Below are 17,652 nucleotides of genomic sequence, written 5' to 3'. Positions count from 1 at the left end.
CTCCCCCGGCGGGGCGGCCGGAGCGGTCGTCGCGGCCCGAGCCCTCGGCGGCGCGGGCGGCGCGATCATCCCGACCTGCGCCGTCGGCGGGCCGGGCGGAGCGGTCGTCCTGGCTCACCGCGTCGCCTCGCCGGTCGCCGCTGGCGTTCTGGGGTCGAGCGCTGCGCCCCTCGTAGCCCCGCGGGTTGGCGGCGCCGCGTCCGGTGCGGTCGTCACGGCCGTGCTTGTCGTTCTCGGAACCGCTCACGCCGGGACCTCCTGGGTGCCAAGTACTGCTTCGGGTGCCAGCCGGGCGCCACGGGCCCAGTCGGCGGCGTTCATCGCGCGCTTGCCCGCGGACGACACCTCACCGAGGGCGACCGCGTGGGAGGCGGTGCCGACGAGGACCTCGGCGCGCCCCACGCGCACCGCCCCGGGGGCGAGGTCGGTCACGTCCGGGCGCAGCGTGACGGGGCCCAGCTTGAGCCGGCCGCCGTCGGGCGTGGTCGTCCACGGACCCGGCGCGGGCGTGCAGCCCCGGATCAGGCGGTCCACTGCGTGGGCGGGATGGTTCCAGCGCACGCGGGCGTCCTCGACCTCGAGCCGGGGTGCGTGGCTGACGCCGTCGGCGGTCTGGGGAATCGGGCTCGCGTCGCCGTCCTCGATCGCGTCGAGGGTGGCGACCAGCAGGCTCCCGCCCGCGACCGCGAGGCGGCTGAGCAGGTCCCCCGCGGTGTCGCGGGGCCGGATGGTCTCGGTCAGCATCCCGAAGACGGGTCCGGTGTCGAGGCCCGCCTCGATCAGGAACGTGGTCGCGCCGGCCACCTCGTCGCCGGCGATCACCGCACGCTGCACCGGCGCTGCGCCGCGCCAGGCGGGCAGCAGCGAGAAGTGCAGGTTGACCCAACCGTGCGCGGGCACGCCGAGGACCTCCGGCGGCAGCAGCGCGCCGTAGGCGACCACGGGCGCGCAGTCGACCGCAAGCTCGGCGAGCCGGGCCTGGAAACCGGGGTCCCGGGGGCTGCGGGGGGTGAGCACCTCGAGGCCGGCGAGCTCGGCCCGCTGCTTGACGGGGCTCGCGGTCAGGCTCCGGCCGCGGCCGGCCCGGGCATCCGGTCGCGTCAGGACGGCGACCACCTCGTGCCGGGAATCGAGCAGTGCCTCGAGGGCGGGCACGGCCACCTCAGGGGTTCCGGCGAAGAGCAGACGCATGGGCCCGAGTCTAAGTGCGAGGCGCAGCCGCCCCGACGGCCAGCCCGAGCGCGCGCAGATCCCGGCGCAACGCGTCCGCGGAGGTGAAGAGCACCGCCTGGTAGCCGACCCGCACCGCCGCCTCGACGTTCGCCGGCGAGTCGTCGATGAACACCGTGCGGCCCGGCACGAGGTCGAACCGCTCGGCCAGCAGCGCAAAGATCCGCGGGTCGGGCTTCACGAGGCCGACCTGCCCGGACACCAGCACCCCCTCGAGCAGACCGATCACGGGCGCCGCGGGTTCGGCGTGGTGGTACGTCTCGGCCGACCAGTTGGTGAGCCCGAACAGCCGGACGCCGTCGGACGCGAGATCGCGCACGATCTGCGCCGACCCCTCGACGGGCCCCGGAACGGCGTCCACGAAGTGCTCGACGTACAGGTCGACGGCCCGCGCGTGCTCGGGGAACCGGGCGTGCACGTCGGCGCGCGCGTGCGCCCAGGACCGTCCGGAGTCCTGGCGCTGGTTGAACGCCGGGAAGTCGACGTCGGCGAAGAACCTCGCGACGGCCCGGTGGTCCAGCCGGCCCACGAACGGCCCGTACGGGTCCCAGCGCACCAGCACGTTCCCGAGGTCGAACACCACGGTGTCGATCCCCCGGCCAGGCTCCCCCGACGGCCACTGCGCCTGCGTCGGCGACTCCGCCGACGGCTGCTCCTGCGTCGGCCGCTGTTCGTGCGTCACAGCATCTCCCTCGGATCGAGCTGGATGCGCACGGTGCCGCCCTCTCGCCGGGCGCTGCGCACGGCGGACGACGCCGCCAGCGCCGCGGCCAGCGCTCCCCCGGCCGCCAGCGGCGCCCGGACGATCGCGCGCACCGGCTGGTCGAGGGTCCCGGGAGCCTGCCGCGCCGCGGCGGTCACGGCCTGCGCGTCCTCGACGACGACCGGACCGAGCACATCCGCCCCCGGTGGCAGCGCGAGGCGGGCCAGGAAGACCGCGACGGCATCCCGGGTCCCGGTGACGGCGCCGACCCGGACCGCGGGTGGCAGCGCGAGCTCCGCGCGCTCGGTGAGCTCGCGTTCGACGAACCCGACCGGATCCCACCGCACGAGCGCCTGGGTGGGCGCGGGCGCGGCGTCGCCCACGAGCAGCACGACCCCGCCCGCTCCCGACGGGCGCACCAGGGACGCCGCCGTCAACCAGCGGTGCACGGCCTCCTCGCCGGTGCGCAGCGATACGCGCGCGGTGGACACCGCCGCGTCGAGGAGCAGCGCCGCGGCGTACCCGCCGTCGGCCTCCGGTTCGGCTCCGGGGGTGGCCACCACCAGGGCCGGCCGCCCGTCGACCCGGGCCAGGACCCCGGTGGGCGAGCCGGCACCGGATACCCGGACCGGCACCCCCGGGAACGCGCGACCGAGCTCCTCGGCGGTCCGGTCCGACCCGACCCGGACCGACCGCAGCGCGCCGCTGCCGCACTCGCCGCACCGCCAGGTCGTGGCCAGCGCGCCGCACCAGGTGCACTGCGGCACCCCGGCGGCGGACCCGATCGCGAGCGGCCCGTGGCACGCCCCGCAGCGCGCGACCGTCCGGCAGCGCTCGCACGCGACCACGGGCAGGTACCCGGCGCGTGGCACCTGCACGAGCACCGGACCGGTGCGCAGGGCCTCGCGGGCGACCCGCCACGCCTCGCTCGGGAGTCGGGCGGCGCCCGCCGCGCCGTCCCGCGCGAGCTCGATCGAGGTCAGCGCGCGGACCCGTGGGGTGCGGGCCCGCACGACCGGCCGGTCGGCCTGCAGCGGCTGGGCCCAGCCGGCCGCGACCATGGCCTGGGCCTCGGTCGACCGCGCGTGCCCGCCGATCAGCGCGGCGCAGCCCGCCTGTTCGGCGCGGATCGCGAGCACCTCACGCACGTGCGGGTACGGAGAACGCGGCTCGCTGTGCAGGTCGTCCAGCTCGTCCCAGCACACGACCAGCCCGAGGGTCTGCACCGGCGCGAACGCGGCGGCGCGCGTGCCGATCACCACCCGCGCGTGCCCACGCAGCACCGCCAGGAACGACCGGTACCGGCTCGCCGGGCCGTCGTCGGCCGCGAGCCGGGCGTAGCCGCCCTCCGCGCCGGGCGTCCAGGCGGGCACGCCGGCCGACTCGAGCGCGGCCGCGACCAGATCGCCGTCGCGCGCATCCGGTACCACGACGAGCGACCCGCGCCCGCTGATGCTGGTGGCCACGACCGCCTGCGCGATCGCGTCCGCCCAGCTGCTCCCCGGTCCGCCGGGCAGCGCGCTCCAGACCGCGCGCGGTGCGTGGCCGGCGCTCAGGTGCGAGAGGAACGCGCCACCGCCGCGGTGGTCGGCCCACCCGGTGCCCGACGGCGTCGGGCCGCGCACCTCGCTGGGGCGTACGGCCGGGCCGCCCTCCGCCGCAGCAGCCGTGGCCGGACTGCCCTCCGCCGCAGCAGCCGCAGCCGGACCGCCCTCCGCCTCGACCCGCGCATGCCGCGGCGGGATCGCGAGGCGGAGCACGTCGGCGAGCGTGCCGGCGTACCGGTCGGCGACCGCACGGGAGAGCCGGAGCACGCTCGGGGTGAGCACCGCCTCACCGGACACGACCTTGCGCAGCGGCACGAGCTCGCCGTCGTGCTCGGCGGTCTCGACGCGCTCGAGCAGGTACCCGTCGACGTCCTGCCGGCCGAACCGCACCTTCACACGCGTGCCGGGCTGTGCGACGTCGTCCAGCGCGGCGGGCACCAGGTACTCGAACGGCCGGTCGAGGTGCGCCGGCGGCAGGTCGATGCAGACCCGCGCCACGGGCAGCCGCTCGGCGATCTCCACCGCGACGGCCGACCGGGGTCGACGCGCGGTGCGGGGGCCGGGCAGCCCAGCGAGGGTCAGCTGTTCGCCGACCGGCAGCCCACCCGCCGTCGTCCCCGCGCTCACAGCCCCACCCTCGATCACACCGGTCATCCCACCACGCCGCACCGACACCGCACGCCGGCAGCGGCAGCGAACCCCGCGGCCGCGCAGGACGAACCCGCGGCCGAGGCCGCGCCAGCCGACCGGGTCAGGAGAGCTGGGACCGCAGGTCTTCCACCCGGTCGCTCCGCTCCCAGGTGAAGTCCGGCAGCTCGCGGCCGAAGTGGCCGTACGCGGCCGTGCGCTGGTAGATCGGGCGCAGCAGGTCGAGGTCGCGGATGATCGCCGCCGGCCGCAGGTCGAACACCTCGCGGATCGCGGCCGTCAGGCGGGCCAGCGGCACCGTCTCGGTGCCGAAGGTCTCGACGTACAGCCCGACGGGGTGCGCGCGTCCGATCGCGTAGGCGACCTGGACCTCGCAGCGGCGCGCGTACCCGGCCGCGACCACGTTCTTGGCCACCCACCGCATCGCGTACGCACCCGAGCGGTCCACCTTGGACGGGTCCTTGCCGGAGAACGCGCCGCCGCCGTGGCGCGCCATGCCGCCGTAGGTGTCGACGATGATCTTGCGGCCGGTCAGCCCGGCATCGCCCTGCGGTCCGCCGACGACGAACGTGCCGGTCGGGTTCACGAGCAGCTCGTGGTTGCTGGTGTCGAAGTCGACCAGCGCGAGCACGGGCTTGACCACGTGCTCGGCGATCTCCGGCAGCAGGAGGTCCAGCTGGATGTCGGGATCGTGCTGGGTCGACAGCACGAGCGTCTCCAGGCGCACGGGGCGGTCGCCGTCGTACCCGATCGTCACCTGGGTCTTGCCGTCGGGGCGCAGCCCGGAGACGATCCCCTCCTTGCGGACCAGCGCGAGGCGCTCGGCGAGGCGGTGCGCGAGCCAGATCGGCAGCGGCAGCAGGGACGGCGTCTCGTCGCTCGCGTAGCCGAACATCAGGCCCTGGTCGCCGGCGCCCTGGGCGTCCAGCGGGTCGGTGAACGTGTGGCTCGCGTCGTGGCGCAGCTCCCAGGCCTTGTCGACGCCCTGCGCGATGTCCGGCGACTGCGCGCCGATCGACACCGAGACGCCGCACGAGTCGCCGTCGAACCCGATGCTCGAGGAGGTGTAGCCGATCGCACGGACGACCTGGCGGACCACCTGCGGGATCTCGACGTACGCGCTCGTGGTGACCTCACCGGCGACGTGCACGAGGCCGGTGGTGACCATCGTCTCGACGGCCACGCGCGCGGCCGGATCCTGCTCGAGCAGGGCGTCGAGGATGGCGTCCGAGATCTGGTCGCACACCTTGTCGGGGTGCCCCTCGGTCACGGATTCGGACGTGAACTGGCGGAGATCAGAAGCGGTCATGGGGACCACAGTAGTGGTGAGGTACGGCCGGGCGGTCGGGTTATCCGAGCCGGCAGACCTCGTCCCAGAGGGCGTCGGCCACCTCGTCCTTCGACCCGACGGCGGCGCCCAGCACGTCGCCGTGCCGATCGAGGATCGTCACGGCGTTGTCGGTCGTGCCGAACGCGAGCCCGTGGCCGACGGCGTTCACGGCGAGCAGGTCGGCGCCCTTGCGCCGGGCCTTGGCTCGCCCGTACTCCAGCACGGTGGTGTGCTCGTCCCCGGTCTCGGCGGCGAAGCCCACGATCACCTGGCCCGGACGCAGCCTCTCGGCGGTGAGCTCGGCGAGGATGTCGGGGTTCGCCTCGAGCAGGATCGGGTCGACGACGCCGTCGCTGCGCTTCTTGACCTTGTGGCCGGCGGCGGCGACGGGTCGGAAGTCGGCCACAGCGGCCGCCATCACGACGACGTCCGCCGTCCGGGCTGCGGCCCGCACGGCGGTGCGCAGCTGGTCGGTGGTCTCCACTTCGACGACGTCGACCCCGGCCGGGTCGTCGAGGCTCACGTTGGCGGCCACCACGGTGACCCGGGCTCCGCGATCACGCGCGGTGCGGGCCAGGGCGTACCCCTGCCGGCCGGAGGACCGATTGCCGAGGTAGCGCACGGGGTCGAGCGGCTCGCGGGTGCCCCCGGCCGAGATCACGACATGGCGGCCGGCGAGGTCCTGCGGTCGCGGGGGCGCGACGAGGGCGAGCGCGGCGGCCGCGATCTGGTCCGGCTCGGGGAGCCGACCGGGACCGGTGTCCGCGCCGGTCAGCCGGCCGGACGCGGGGTCGAGCACGTGCACGCCCCGTGCGCGCAACGTCGCCACGTTCGCGCGCGTGGCGGGGTGGTCCCACATCTCGGTGTGCATAGCCGGCGCCATCAGCACCGGGCAACGCGCCGTGAGCAGCGTGGAGGTCAGCAGGTCGTCCGCCCGGCCGGCCGCGGCGCGCGCGAGCAGGTCAGCGGTGGCCGGTGCCACGATCACGAGGTCGGCGTGCTGGCCGAGCGCCACGTGCGGGACGTGCGCGACGTCGTCGAACACCTCGGGCGTGGCGGACTGACCGGACAACGCCTCCCAGGTGGGACGCCCGACGAACTCGAGGGCCGCGCGGGTCGGCACGACGCGCACGTCGTGCCCGGCCTCGCGCAGCAGCCGCAGCAGCAGGACCGCCTTGTAGGCGGCGATGCCGCCGGCAACGCCCAGGACGATCTGCACGTCGCGGCCCCCGACGGCGCTAGATCAGGAGTCGGTCGGGGTGATCGTCAGCAGGCCCTCGTTGATCTCGCGCATCGCGATCGACAACGGCTTCTCCTGCGGGCGGGTCTCGACGAGCGGGCCGACGTACTCGAGCAGGCCCTCGTTGAGCTGGGAGTAGTAGGCGTTGATCTGACGCGCGCGCTTGGCGGCGTAGATGACCAGGGCGTACTTGGAGTCGGCCTTCTCGAGCAGCTTGTCGATGGGCGGGTCGGTGATGCCGATCGGAGCGGCGACTGTTCCGGACACATGGGCTCCTGGTGTTTCGTGGTGCGTGAGTTTCGTGATGCGTGCGTTTCGAGCAAGAGATTTCGAACGTCCTGGCAAGGACCAGCGACCTACTCTACCGGTTCACGAGGCCCATGACCCGGATGAGCTCATCCGTGGCCCGTCGCACGTCGTCGTTGACGATCACGACGTCGAACTCCGGCTCGGCCGCGAGCTCGATCCGCGCGGTGCGCAGACGTCGCTCGCGTTCCTCGGCGTCCTCCGTGCCGCGGCCGACCAGCCGGCGCTCGAGCTCCTCCCAGGACGGCGGGGCGAGGAACACGAACCGCGCGTCGGGCATGGTCTGGCGGACCTGGCGCGCACCCTGCAGGTCGATCTCCAGCAGCGCCGCCTCCCCCGCCGCGAGGCGCTGCTCGACCGGCGCCCGGGGCGTGCCGTACCGGTTGAGGCCGTGCACGCGCGCCCACTCGAGCAGCTCGCCGCCCTCGACCATCCGGTCGAAGGCCTCCTCGGTCACGAAGTGGTAGTGCACCCCGTCGATCTCACCGGGCCGCGCGGGCCGGGTGGTGGCGGACACCGAGAGCCACACCTCGGGATGGCGTGCACGGATGTCGGCGGAGACGGTCCCCTTGCCGACGGCGGTCGGTCCGGCGAGAACGGTAAGCCGGGCTGGCGTCGGCGTCATGGGTGGGGCGGTGCTCCTGAGGAGATCGACGTGCGGGCGGGCGCGCACGACGGTGCGCACGAGCTGGCCGCCGGGTTCAGGCGGTCAGGAGCTCAGCGGGTGGGCTGAGCAGTTGCGTTCAGGGGTGGGAGCTCAGCCGAACCGCTCGACGAGAGCCTTGACCTGGTGCGGGCCCAGGCCGCGGACCCGACGGGTCTCGGAGATCCCGACCTCGGTCATGATGGCGCGCGCCTTGACCTTGCCGACCCCCGGCAAAGACTCGAGCAGCGCGACCACCTTGAGCTTGCCGATGACGTCATCCTGCTGGCCCTGAGCGATGACGTCGGAGAGGGTTCCTTGGGAGAACTTCAAGCGGTTCTTCACTTCGGCCCGGGCCTGCCGCGCTGCGGTGGCCTTGAGGAGCGCGGAAGCACGTTGTTCGGGGGTGAGCGGCGGGAGGGCCACGGACAAGTCACCTCATCGTCTAAGGGGGTCAGAACGTGCAATGAACCTAGCGATCCGCGTGCTGTGAGGCAACGCCGACCACCCAGTATCTCAGCGCAGCGCAGCACTCGCGTCGTCGGCCGCGCGTCGGGCGGCCGCGCGGAGGTTCGCGACATCGGGCCCGGCGGCCAGGACGGCCCGCGAGGAGGAGGCGAGCACGGCCCGCCGCGCGCTGCCGAACACGGCCGCGAGCTCGTCCGGACCCGCCCCCTGCGCCCCGACGCCGGGGGCGAGCAGCGGTCCGCGCACGGCCGCGAGGTCGATCCCGAGCCGCACCGCGGCGTCCCCGATCGTCGCGCCGACGACCAGCCCGATCGACCCGAGCGTCCCCCCGCGAGCGCCGAGCTCAGCAGCATTGAGCACACCGGCAGCGTCCGCGATCACCCCCGCCACGCTCCGCCCCTGCGCCGCCCGCCGAGTGCGGTCGATCGGTTCCTGCGAGCCCGCCTGCAGGGACGAAACGCCCGCACTCGGCGACTGGGGTGCGGGTGGGGTCGGGGCGGGTGGGGTCTGGGTGGCCGGTGGGTGCAGGGCGGGTGGGGTCAGGGCGTGCTGGACCGAGGCGCCTTCGGGGTTGGAGGTCAGGGCGAGGACGAACAGGCCGCGGCCGGTGGCGAGTGCGGTGTCGATTGCCGGGGCGAGGGAGCCGAACCCGAGGAACGGCGACACCGTCAGCGCGTCGCCGGCGAGCGGGGAACCGTCGCGCAGGTACGCGTCGGCGTAGGCCGCCATGGTCGAGCCGATGTCGCCGCGCTTCGCGTCGACGATCACGAGCGTGCCCGCCTCGCGACCCGCGGCGACGATCTCCTCGAGCACGGCGACCCCGGCCGACCCGTGGCGCTCGAACAGCGCGGACTGCGGCTTGATCGCGGCGACCCGACCGCCGACGGCGTCCAGCACGCGCCGCGCGAACTCGCGCAGCCCGGCGGCGTCGTCGGTCAGCCCCCAGGCCACCAGCAGGCCCGGGTGCGGGTCGAGGCCGACGCACAGCGGCCCGTACAGGTCCATCGCGGCGTCCAGACGGGCCCCGAACGGCCGGAGCGCCCCACCGGAACCGGGACGTTCCGCGCGGCCGCTCACGCGGCAGCTCCAGTCGTGCCGATCATGGCCATCGTCATGCGCTCGCACCGGCGGCCGCGGTGGCGGTGGCGGTGGCGGCGGTAGCACTGGCGGTCGCGGCCAGCGCGGCCCGCCGGACGGCGGCGTCGGCGTCGTGCTCCTGCAGGCTCTTGACGCTGAACGGGCCGGCCAGCTCGGCCTCGATCCCCTGCACCGCGGCACCGAGCTGCTGGACCGTGGTGACGATCGCCTTGTCGGCGGCCGTCGTGGCGGTCCGGATCTCGTAGCCGTCGATGCGCGCGCCCTGGCCCGACGGGGTGTTGACCACCATGTCGACCTCGCCGGCCCGGATGAGGTCGACGATGGTCGGCTCGCCGTCCGGCCCACGGCCCGAGGAGTGCTTGCGCACGATCCGGGACGGGATCCCGCTGCGGCGCAGCACGCCGGAGGTGCCCTCGGTCGCCAGGATCTGGAAGCCGAGCTCGACGAGCCGCTTGATCGGGAACACGATCGCTCGCTTGTCCCGGTCGGCCACGGAGATGAAAACCGTGCCCGACAGCGGCAGCCCGCCGTACGCCGCGGCCTGAGACTTGGCGAACGCCGTCGGGAAGTCGACGTCGAACCCCATCACCTCACCGGTCGACTTCATCTCCGGGCCGAGCACCGTGTCCACGACCATGCCGTCGGCGGTGCGGAACCGCTTGAACGGCAGCACGGCCTCCTTGACGGCGATGGGCGCGTCCAGGTCGAGCAGACCGCCGTCGACCATCGGCAGCACGCCGGATGCGCGCAGGTCCGCGATCGTGTGGCCGGCCATCACCAGGGCCGCGGCCTTGGCGAGCGAGACGCCGGTCGCCTTGGAGACGAACGGCACGGTCCGGGACGCGCGCGGGTTGGCCTCCAGCACGTACAGCACGTCGCTGACCAGCGCGAACTGCACGTTGAGCAGGCCGAGCACACCGACACCCCGCCCGATCGCCTCGGTCGAGCGGCGGATGCGCGCGAGCTCGGTGTTCGACAGGGTCACCGGCGGCAGCACGCAGGCCGAGTCGCCGGAGTGGATCCCGGCCTCCTCGATGTGCTCCATCACGCCACCGAGGAACATCTCCGTGCCGTCGAACAGCGCGTCGACGTCGATCTCGATCGCGTCGTCGAGGAACCGGTCGATCAGCAGCGGAGCGGTGGACCCGGCCGGGGCGCCGTGCGCCTCGTCGAACGCACGCCCGACGTAGTGGGCCAGCTGGCCGTCCGAGTAGACGATCTCCATGCCCCGCCCGCCGAGCACGTACGACGGACGCACCAGGACCGGGTACCCGATCGAGGTGGCGACCTCGAGGGCCTGCTCGGGGGTGGTCGCGACGCCGAACGCGGGTGCGGGCAGGCCGGCGTCGGCGAGCACCTTGCCGAACACGCCGCGGTCTTCGGCGGAGTCGATCGCCTCCGGGGTGGTGCCCAGGATCGGCAGGCCGGCGTCGGCCAGGCGCTGGGCGAGCGACAGGGGCGTCTGCCCGCCGAGCTGCACGATGATGCCGGCCACCGGACCGGCGGCGAGCTCGGCCTGGTAGACCTCGAGCACGTCCTCGAACGTGAGCGGTTCGAAGTACAGCCGGTCGGAGGTGTCGTAGTCGGTCGAGACGGTCTCGGGGTTGCAGTTGACCATCACGGTCTCGAACTCGCCGCGCAGGGCGAGCGCGGCGTGCACGCACGAGTAGTCGAACTCGATGCCCTGCCCGATGCGGTTGGGGCCCGAGCCGAGGATGAGGATCGCCGGGCGGGTGCGCGGGGACACCTCGGACTCCTCGTCGTAGGCCGAGTAGTGGTACGGCGTGCTCGCGGCGAACTCGGCCGCGCAGGTGTCGACCGTCTTGAACACCGGGCGCACGTGCAGCACGTGCCGGGTCAGCCGGACGGCGTCCTCGCTCATCCCGCGCACCTGCGCGATCTGCACGTCGGACAGGCCGTGCCGCTTGGCGTGGATGAGCACCTCACGGGTCAGCTCGCGCGCGGTGGCCGTCTCGGCGGCGACCTCGTTGATCAGCTGGATCTGGTCCAGGAACCACGGGTCGATGCCGGTGGCGGCGTACACGTCCTCGAGCGAGACCCCGGCCCACAGCACCTGCTGGACGTCGATCAGCCGGTGCTCGGTCGGCCGGGAGATCGTGGCGACCAGCGCGGCCAGCGGCTCGCCGGTGAGCGGCGCGCCGTCCCAGGAGAAGACGGAGCCCTTCTTGTCGATCGACCGCATGGCCTTGCCGAGCGCCTCGGAGAAGTTGCGGCCCATGGCCATCGCCTCGCCGACGCTCTTCATCGTCGTGGTGAGCGTGTCGTCGGCCGCGGGGAACTTCTCGAACGCGAACCGCGGCACCTTCACCACGACGTAGTCGAGGGTCGGCTCGAACGACGCCGGGGTGGACCCGGTGATGTCGTTGGGGATCTCGTCGAGGGTGTAGCCGACGGCCAGGCGCGCGGCGATCTTCGCGATCGGGAACCCGGTCGCCTTGCTGGCCAGCGCCGATGAGCGCGAGACCCGCGGGTTCATCTCGATCACGACGATGCGGCCGGTGTCCGGGTGCACCGCGAACTGGATGTTGCAGCCGCCGGTGTCCACGCCGACCTCGCGGATGACCGCGATCGAGATGTCGCGCAGCCGCTGGAACTCACGGTCGGTCAGGGTCAGCGCGGGCGCGACCGTGACCGAGTCGCCGGTGTGCACGCCGACCGGGTCGACGTTCTCGATCGAGCAGACGACCACGACGTTGTCGGCGCGGTCGCGCATGAGCTCGAGCTCGTACTCCTTCCAGCCGAGGATCGACTCCTCCAGGAGCACCTCGGTGGTCGGCGAGTAGTGCAGGCCCTGGCCCGCGATCTGGCGCAGGTCGGCCTCGTCGTACGCGATCCCGGAGCCGAGCCCGCCCATGGTGAACGACGGGCGCACCACGACGGGGTAGCCGAGCACACCGGCGGCCTCGAGGCACGCGTCAAGGGTGTGCGCGATCATCGAGGTCGCGACCTCGGCGCCGCAGCGCTCGACGACGCCCTTGAACAGCTGGCGGTCCTCGGCGAGGTTGATCGCGCGGATGTTGGCGCCGATCAGCTCCACGCCGTACTCGGCCAGCACGCCGGCCTCGTCGAGCGCGATCGCGGCGTTCAGCGCGGTCTGCCCGCCGAGCGTCGGCAGCAGCGCGTCCGGGCGCTCCTTGGCGATGATCGAGGTGAGCACCTCGGTGGTGATCGGCTCGATGTACGTGGCATCGGCGAACTCGGGGTCGGTCATGATCGTGGCCGGGTTCGAGTTCACCAGGATCACGCGCAGGCCCTCGTCGCGCAGGACGCGGCAGGCCTGGGTCCCGGAGTAGTCGAACTCCGCGGCCTGGCCGATCACGATCGGTCCGGAGCCGATCACGAGGACGCTGGCGATGTCGGTGCGGCGGGGCATCAGGCGAGGTCCTTCGCGGTCGAAGTGCTGGTCGTCATGAGATCCAGGAAGCGGTCGAACAGGTAGGCGGCGTCGTGCGGGCCCGCGGCGGCCTCCGGGTGGTACTGCACCGAGAACGCCGGCAGGTCGAGCGCGTGCAGCCCCTCCACGACGTCGTCGTTCAGGCCGATGTGGCTGACCACGACGCGGCCGTAGCGACCGCCGTCGTGCGGGGCGACGGACTCCCCCGTGCGTGGCGCGTCGACGGCGAAACCGTGGTTGTGCGCGGTGATCTCGACCTTGCCGGTGGCGCGGTCGAGCACGGGCTGGTTCACCCCGCGGTGCCCGTAGGCGAGCTTGTAGGTGCCGTAGCCGAGTGCGCGGCCGAGGATCTGGTTGCCGTAGCAGATGCCGAAGAACGGGATCCGCCGGTCGAGCACCTCACGGAGCAGCGCGACCTCGTGGGTGGCCGCGCTCGGGTCGCCCGGGCCGTTGGAGAAGAACACGCCGTCGGGCGCAAGGGCCTCGATGTCGCCGATGGTCGAGGTCGAGGGCAGCACGTGCACCTCGATGCCGCGCTCGGCCAGGCGTTTGGGGGTCATCGCCTTGATGCCGAGGTCGACGGCGGCGACGCGGGCGACCGGGGTGGCGAGCGGGGCGCCGTCGGGCCCGAGCGCGGCCACGACGTAGGCGGCGTCGGTGGAGACCTCGCCGGCCAGGTCGGTGCCGGCCATCGCCGGGGCGGCCACGACGACGGCGAGCAGCTCGGCGACGGGGCGGCGCACGCCGGCGGCCGGGGTGAGCTCGGCGCCGGAGAAGACCCCGGCGCGCATCACGCCGCGCTCGCGCAGGTGCCGCGTCAGGGCCCGGGTGTCGATCCCGGAGATGCCCACGACGGACTGACCGACGAGCTCGTCGTCGAGCGTGCCGGTGGCCCGCCAGCTGGACGCACGGCGGGCGGGGTCGCGCACGACGAAGCCGGCGACCCAGATGCGGTCCGACTCGGCGTCGTCGGCGTTGACGCCGGTGTTGCCGATGTGGGGCGCCGTCATCACGACGATCTGGCGGTGGTAGGACGGGTCGGTGAGCGTCTCCTGGTAGCCGGTCATGCCGGTGTTGAAGACGATCTCGCCGACGGTGGCGCCGCGGGCTCCGTACGCGCGTCCGGCGAAGGTGCGGCCGTCCTCGAGGACGAGCAGGGCGTCGTTCGGGTCGCTCATTGCGCTCCTTCAGTACCTGCGCCGAGGTCATCGGCGCGCGTCAGGTGGGCTTCGGGCGCGGGGCCCGCGAGGGCACCCGCCGCCTCGATCAGCAGGGGTCGGTCGGCCGCATGTCGCAGGCGCAGACCGGTGGTGAGCTCGATGCCCGGGACCCCGGCGGATCCGGGAGCCTGCCAGGTGAGCACGATCAGGCCGTCGTGACCGACGACCTTGCCGGCGATGCCGGCGGAGGTGCCGACGGCGCGCACGGTGGCCGCGGGCAGGTACAGGTCCGGGGCGCCGGTGCGTTCGATCAGCACGCCGGCGTCGTACACCCGCACGACGGCGCCCGAGCGCGCCCCGAGGCCGTGCGCCGCGACCCGGTCGAGCCAGTCGCTGGCGCGGGTGGTCGAGACGTAGGTCGCGTCGATCGGGGCGGTCAGCGCGGCCCCGAGCGCCGGGTCGTCCGCGGCGGGCGCGGGCAGCAGCTCAGGCACGACGGCGACGCTGCGGGTCACGCGGTGGCGCCACCCGGCGAGCATCGCGGCCAGCACGACCACGCCGAGGACCGCGAGGACGGTCGCGGACTGCGTCGGGGACATCTACAGCCCCCGAGCGGAGCTGGCGGGTACGGCAGCGCCGGCGCCGTCGGCCGATCGCAGCGGGACGGCCCGCCCGTCGAGGACCGTCGCGCGTCCCCGCAGGAACGTCGCCACGACCCGGCCGGGCAGCTCGCGCCCGCGGAACGGTGAGTTCGCGCTCGCCGTGGCCTGCTGCTCGGGGATGACGGTCCAGCGCGCGGCCGGGTCCACCAGCGTGACGTTGGCGGGCTCGCCGACGGCCAGCGGGCGGCCCTGCGGGCGGTCGCCGCCGGTGATGCGGCCGATCGTCGCCGGCGCGCTCGACATGACCCGGGCGACGTCGGCCCAGGTCATGCGGCCGGTGTCGACCATGGTCTGCTGCACGATGCTCAGGGCCGTCTCGAGGCCGGTCATGCCGTTCGCGGCGGCCGCCCACTCGCAGTCCTTGTCCTCGCGGGAGTGCGGGGCGTGGTCGGTACCGACGATGTCGATCGTGCCGTCGGCCAGCCCTTGGCGGACCGCCTCGACGTCGGCCGCGGTGCGCAGCGGCGGGTTCACCTTGAAGATCGGGTCGTAGCCGCGCACGAGGTCGTCCGTGAGGGCCAGGTGGTGCGGGGTGACCTCGGCGGTGACGTCGATGCCGCGGGACTTGGCCCAGCGGATGAGGTCCACCGACCCGGCCGTCGACAGGTGGCACACGTGCAGGCGGGAGCCGACGTGCTCGGCGAGCAGCACGTCCCGGGCGATGATCGCCTCCTCGGCGACCGCCGGCCAGCCGGTCAGGCCGAGCTCGGCGGACACGATCCCCTCGTGCATCTGGGCACCCGCGGTCAGGCGGGTCTCCTGGGAGTGCTGCGCGATGACGCCGTCGAACGCCTTGACGTACTCCAGCGCGCGGCGCATCAGCACCGGGTCGGTGACGCACATGCCGTCGTCGGAGAACACCCGCACCTGCGCGGCCGAGGCGGCCATCGCGCCCAGCTCGGCGAGGTGCTCGCCGGCCAGCCCGACGCTCACGGCGCCGACCGGGTGCACGTCGACCCAGCCCGCGTCGCGGCCCAGGCGCCAGACCTGCTCGACGACGCCGGCGGTGTCTGCCACCGGCGTCGTGTTGGCCATGGCGTGCACGGAGGTGAATCCGCCCATCGCGGCGGCGCGGGTGCCGGACTCGATCGTCTCGGCGTCCTCGCGGCCGGGCTCCCGCAGGTGCGTGTGCAGGTCCACCAGCCCGGGCAGCGCGACCAGGCCGGCGCCGTCGATCTCGACCAGCGGGACGGCGACGTCCCAGGTCAGGGCCTCGGCGAGCGCGTCGGTGACCGCCTCGATGCCGATCGCGGCGATGCGTCCGTCGGCGAGCAGCAGGTCGGTCGGTTCGCCACCGAGCGGGGCGACCCCCCGCAGCACGTATCTCGTCGAGCCGGTCACGCGATCGCCGTCCTTTCGTCCGCAGTTCTGGGTCCGGCCGAGCCGGCGGTGCTGGCGGAGCCGGCCGTGCTGGCCGAGCCGGCGGAGTCCCCGGCGAGCAGCAGGTACAGCACGGCCATCCGCACCGCGACGCCGTTCGCGACCTGTTCGACGATCACCGCGCGCGGCGAGTCGGCCGCGTCCGCGGAGATCTCCAGCCCGCGGTTCATCGGTCCGGGGTGCATGACGATCGCGTGCTCCGGCAGGAGCGCCAGGCGGCGCGCGTCGAGCCCGAAGCCCCGGGTGTACTCGAGCGGGTTCGGGAAGAACGCGCCTCCCCCGGCGCCGCCCGCGCTCATCCTCTCGCGCTGCACGCGGAGCATCATGATCGCGTCCGGCTGCTGGTCGCGGAGCACCTCGTCCAGGTGGTAGGACACCCGGCACGGCCACGCCTCGACCCCGACCGGGACGAGCGTCGGCGGAGCGACCAGCGTGACGTCCGCGCCGAGCGTGCGCAGCAGCAGCACGTTCGAGCGGGCGACCCGGGAGTGCAGCACGTCGCCGACGATGGCGATCTTCAGCCCGGCCAGGTCGCGGCCGGTCGGATCGAGCTGTCCGATCGCCCCGGCGCCGGCCGCCCCGGCCATCGCGACGTGCCGGCGGATGGTGAACGCGTCGAGCAGCGCCTGCGTCGGGTGCTGGTGGGTGCCGTCCCCGGCGTTGATGACCGCGCCGTCCACCCAGCCCGAGTGCGCCAGGGTGTGCGGCGCGCCCGACGACTGGTGGCGCACGACGACGGCGTCGGCCCCCATCGCCTGGAGCGTGAGCGCGGTGTCCTTGAGCGACTCGCCCTTGGACACGCTCGACCCCTTGGCGGAGAAGTTGATCACGTCGGCCGACAGCCGTTTGGCCGCCGTCTCGAACGAGATCCGGGTCCGGGTGGAGTCCTCGAAGAAGAGGTTCACGACCGTGCGCCCGCGCAGCGTGGGGAGCTTCTTGATCTCGCGCGACTGGGTCGCGGCCATCTGCGCGGCGGTGTCGAGGATGTGGACGGCGGCCGCGGAGTCGAGGTCGGCGGTCGAGAGCAGGTGCCTCATCGGGACTCCTCGATCTCGGCGCTCTGGCGGGTCTCGGCGCCCTGGCGGCCGGCGATGAACACGCCGTCCTCGCCGTCGGTCTCCGTCAGCAGCACGCGGACCTTCTCGGACTGGGACGTCGGCAGGTTCTTGCCCACGTAGTCGGGGCGGATCGGCAGCTCGCGGTGCCCGCGGTCGACGAGCGCGGCGAGCTGCACCGCGCGCGGCCGGCCGAGGTCGCTGATCGCGTCGAGCGCGGCGCGGATGGTCCGCCCGGAGTACAGGACGTCGTCGACCAGCACGACGATGCGGCCGTCGATGCCCGACGGCGGCAGCAGCGTCGCGCCGATCGTCCGGGTGGGGTGCTTGTGCAGGTCGTCGCGGTACATCGTCACGTCGAGGCTGCCGACCAGGTCGGCCGCGACCAGCTCGGGCTCGACGGCGGCCAGCCGCTCGGCCAGGCGCACCGCGAGCGGCAGGCCGCGGGTCGGGATGCCGAGCAGCACGATGTCGGCGCCACCGTGGTTGCGCTCCAGGATCTCGTGCGCGATCCGGGTCAGCGCCCGGGAGATCTCGGGCGCGCCCAGGACGAGCCGGGATCCGGGGGCGGGTGCGGGTGCGGCGGGGACGCCTGGTGCGCCGGTGCCTGCGGGTCGCTCGACGGGAACCATCGAGGACGGGTCGTTCGGGACTACGGGGCCAGAGCTCATCTGGCGACCTCCTTCCCCGCCTCTCAGGACGGGTCTTAAAGGAATGTCTGACGGCGGCGATCCTACCGCCCCGTCCGACGCCCCGGATGCGCTGGG

15 protein-coding genes and 1 pseudogene are annotated in these 17,652 nt (G+C 73.9%); all 16 read right to left on the bottom strand.

Going from position 1 to position 17,652, the window contains the following annotated elements:
* Window positions 1-247, bottom strand: a pseudogene (locus EUA98_RS01505) (hypothetical protein); the annotation flags it as partial.
* The gene (gene fmt / locus EUA98_RS01500) at window positions 244-1,191 is read right to left on the bottom strand and encodes a methionyl-tRNA formyltransferase (protein ID WP_130100881.1); all 948 of its coding nucleotides are present in this window, start codon (window positions 1,189-1,191) and stop codon (window positions 244-246) included. The pseudogene EUA98_RS01505 and the gene fmt, both read right to left, overlap by 4 nt.
* Window positions 1,192-1,201: 10 nt before the next feature.
* A complete protein-coding gene (locus tag EUA98_RS01495; RefSeq protein WP_242511197.1) occupies window positions 1,202-1,912 on the bottom strand; it encodes an HAD family hydrolase in 711 nt (236 codons plus the stop codon).
* The gene (locus EUA98_RS01490) at window positions 1,909-4,107 is read right to left on the bottom strand and encodes a primosomal protein N' (RefSeq protein WP_242511196.1); all 2,199 of its coding nucleotides are present in this window, start codon (window positions 4,105-4,107) and stop codon (window positions 1,909-1,911) included. The genes EUA98_RS01495 and EUA98_RS01490 overlap by 4 nt, the downstream gene beginning before the upstream one ends.
* Before the next feature lie 124 nt (window positions 4,108-4,231).
* Window positions 4,232-5,437, bottom strand: coding sequence for a methionine adenosyltransferase (gene metK / locus EUA98_RS01485; protein WP_130100880.1), 1,206 nt, complete (start codon window positions 5,435-5,437; stop codon window positions 4,232-4,234).
* Window positions 5,438-5,477: 40 nt separating this feature from the next.
* Entirely contained in the window at window positions 5,478-6,677 is a 1,200-nt protein-coding gene (gene coaBC / locus EUA98_RS01480; protein ID WP_130100879.1) for a bifunctional phosphopantothenoylcysteine decarboxylase/phosphopantothenate--cysteine ligase CoaBC, read from the bottom strand.
* Window positions 6,678-6,701: 24 nt separating this feature from the next.
* The gene (gene rpoZ / locus EUA98_RS01475) at window positions 6,702-6,965 is read right to left on the bottom strand and encodes a DNA-directed RNA polymerase subunit omega (protein ID WP_130100878.1); all 264 of its coding nucleotides are present in this window, start codon (window positions 6,963-6,965) and stop codon (window positions 6,702-6,704) included.
* Window positions 6,966-7,059: 94 nt separating this feature from the next.
* A complete protein-coding gene (gene gmk / locus EUA98_RS01470; protein WP_130100877.1) occupies window positions 7,060-7,629 on the bottom strand; it encodes a guanylate kinase in 570 nt (189 codons plus the stop codon).
* Window positions 7,630-7,761: 132 nt separating this feature from the next.
* Window positions 7,762-8,073, bottom strand: coding sequence for an integration host factor, actinobacterial type (mihF, locus tag EUA98_RS01465; RefSeq protein WP_130100876.1), 312 nt, complete (start codon window positions 8,071-8,073; stop codon window positions 7,762-7,764).
* Window positions 8,074-8,163: 90 nt separating this feature from the next.
* Window positions 8,164-9,192, bottom strand: a complete 1,029-nt coding sequence (gene pyrF, locus EUA98_RS01460; RefSeq protein WP_255424249.1) for an orotidine-5'-phosphate decarboxylase — start codon at window positions 9,190-9,192, stop codon at window positions 8,164-8,166.
* A gap of 34 nt (window positions 9,193-9,226) precedes the next feature.
* Window positions 9,227-12,607 carry a carbamoyl-phosphate synthase large subunit gene (carB, locus tag EUA98_RS01455; protein WP_130100875.1) on the bottom strand — a complete coding sequence of 1,127 codons (3,381 nt, stop codon included), beginning with the start codon at window positions 12,605-12,607 and terminating at the stop codon, window positions 9,227-9,229.
* A complete protein-coding gene (carA, locus tag EUA98_RS01450) occupies window positions 12,607-13,806 on the bottom strand; it encodes a glutamine-hydrolyzing carbamoyl-phosphate synthase small subunit (protein ID WP_130100874.1) in 1,200 nt (399 codons plus the stop codon). The genes carB and carA overlap by 1 nt, the downstream gene beginning before the upstream one ends.
* Entirely contained in the window at window positions 13,803-14,387 is a 585-nt protein-coding gene (locus tag EUA98_RS01445) for a PH-like domain-containing protein (RefSeq protein WP_207218924.1), read from the bottom strand. The genes carA and EUA98_RS01445 overlap by 4 nt, the downstream gene beginning before the upstream one ends.
* On the bottom strand, window positions 14,388-15,791 hold the full coding sequence (locus EUA98_RS01440) for a dihydroorotase (protein ID WP_130100873.1): 1,404 nt from the start codon (window positions 15,789-15,791) through the stop codon (window positions 14,388-14,390).
* Window positions 15,788-16,867: an aspartate carbamoyltransferase catalytic subunit gene (locus EUA98_RS01435; RefSeq protein ID WP_130100872.1), complete on the bottom strand. Its 1,080-nt coding sequence runs from the start codon at window positions 16,865-16,867 to the stop codon at window positions 15,788-15,790. Before EUA98_RS01435 ends, EUA98_RS01440 begins: the two co-directional genes overlap by 4 nt.
* Window positions 16,864-17,556 carry a bifunctional pyr operon transcriptional regulator/uracil phosphoribosyltransferase PyrR gene (gene pyrR, locus EUA98_RS01430; protein ID WP_242511195.1) on the bottom strand — a complete coding sequence of 231 codons (693 nt, stop codon included), beginning with the start codon at window positions 17,554-17,556 and terminating at the stop codon, window positions 16,864-16,866. The genes EUA98_RS01435 and pyrR overlap by 4 nt, the downstream gene beginning before the upstream one ends.
* Window positions 17,557-17,652 lie beyond the last annotated feature (96 nt).

Source organism: Pengzhenrongella frigida, assembly GCF_004168625.1.
Classification (GTDB): domain Bacteria; phylum Actinomycetota; class Actinomycetes; order Actinomycetales; family Cellulomonadaceae; genus Pengzhenrongella; species Pengzhenrongella frigida.
This window is presented reverse-complemented; position numbering and strand designations above follow the sequence as displayed.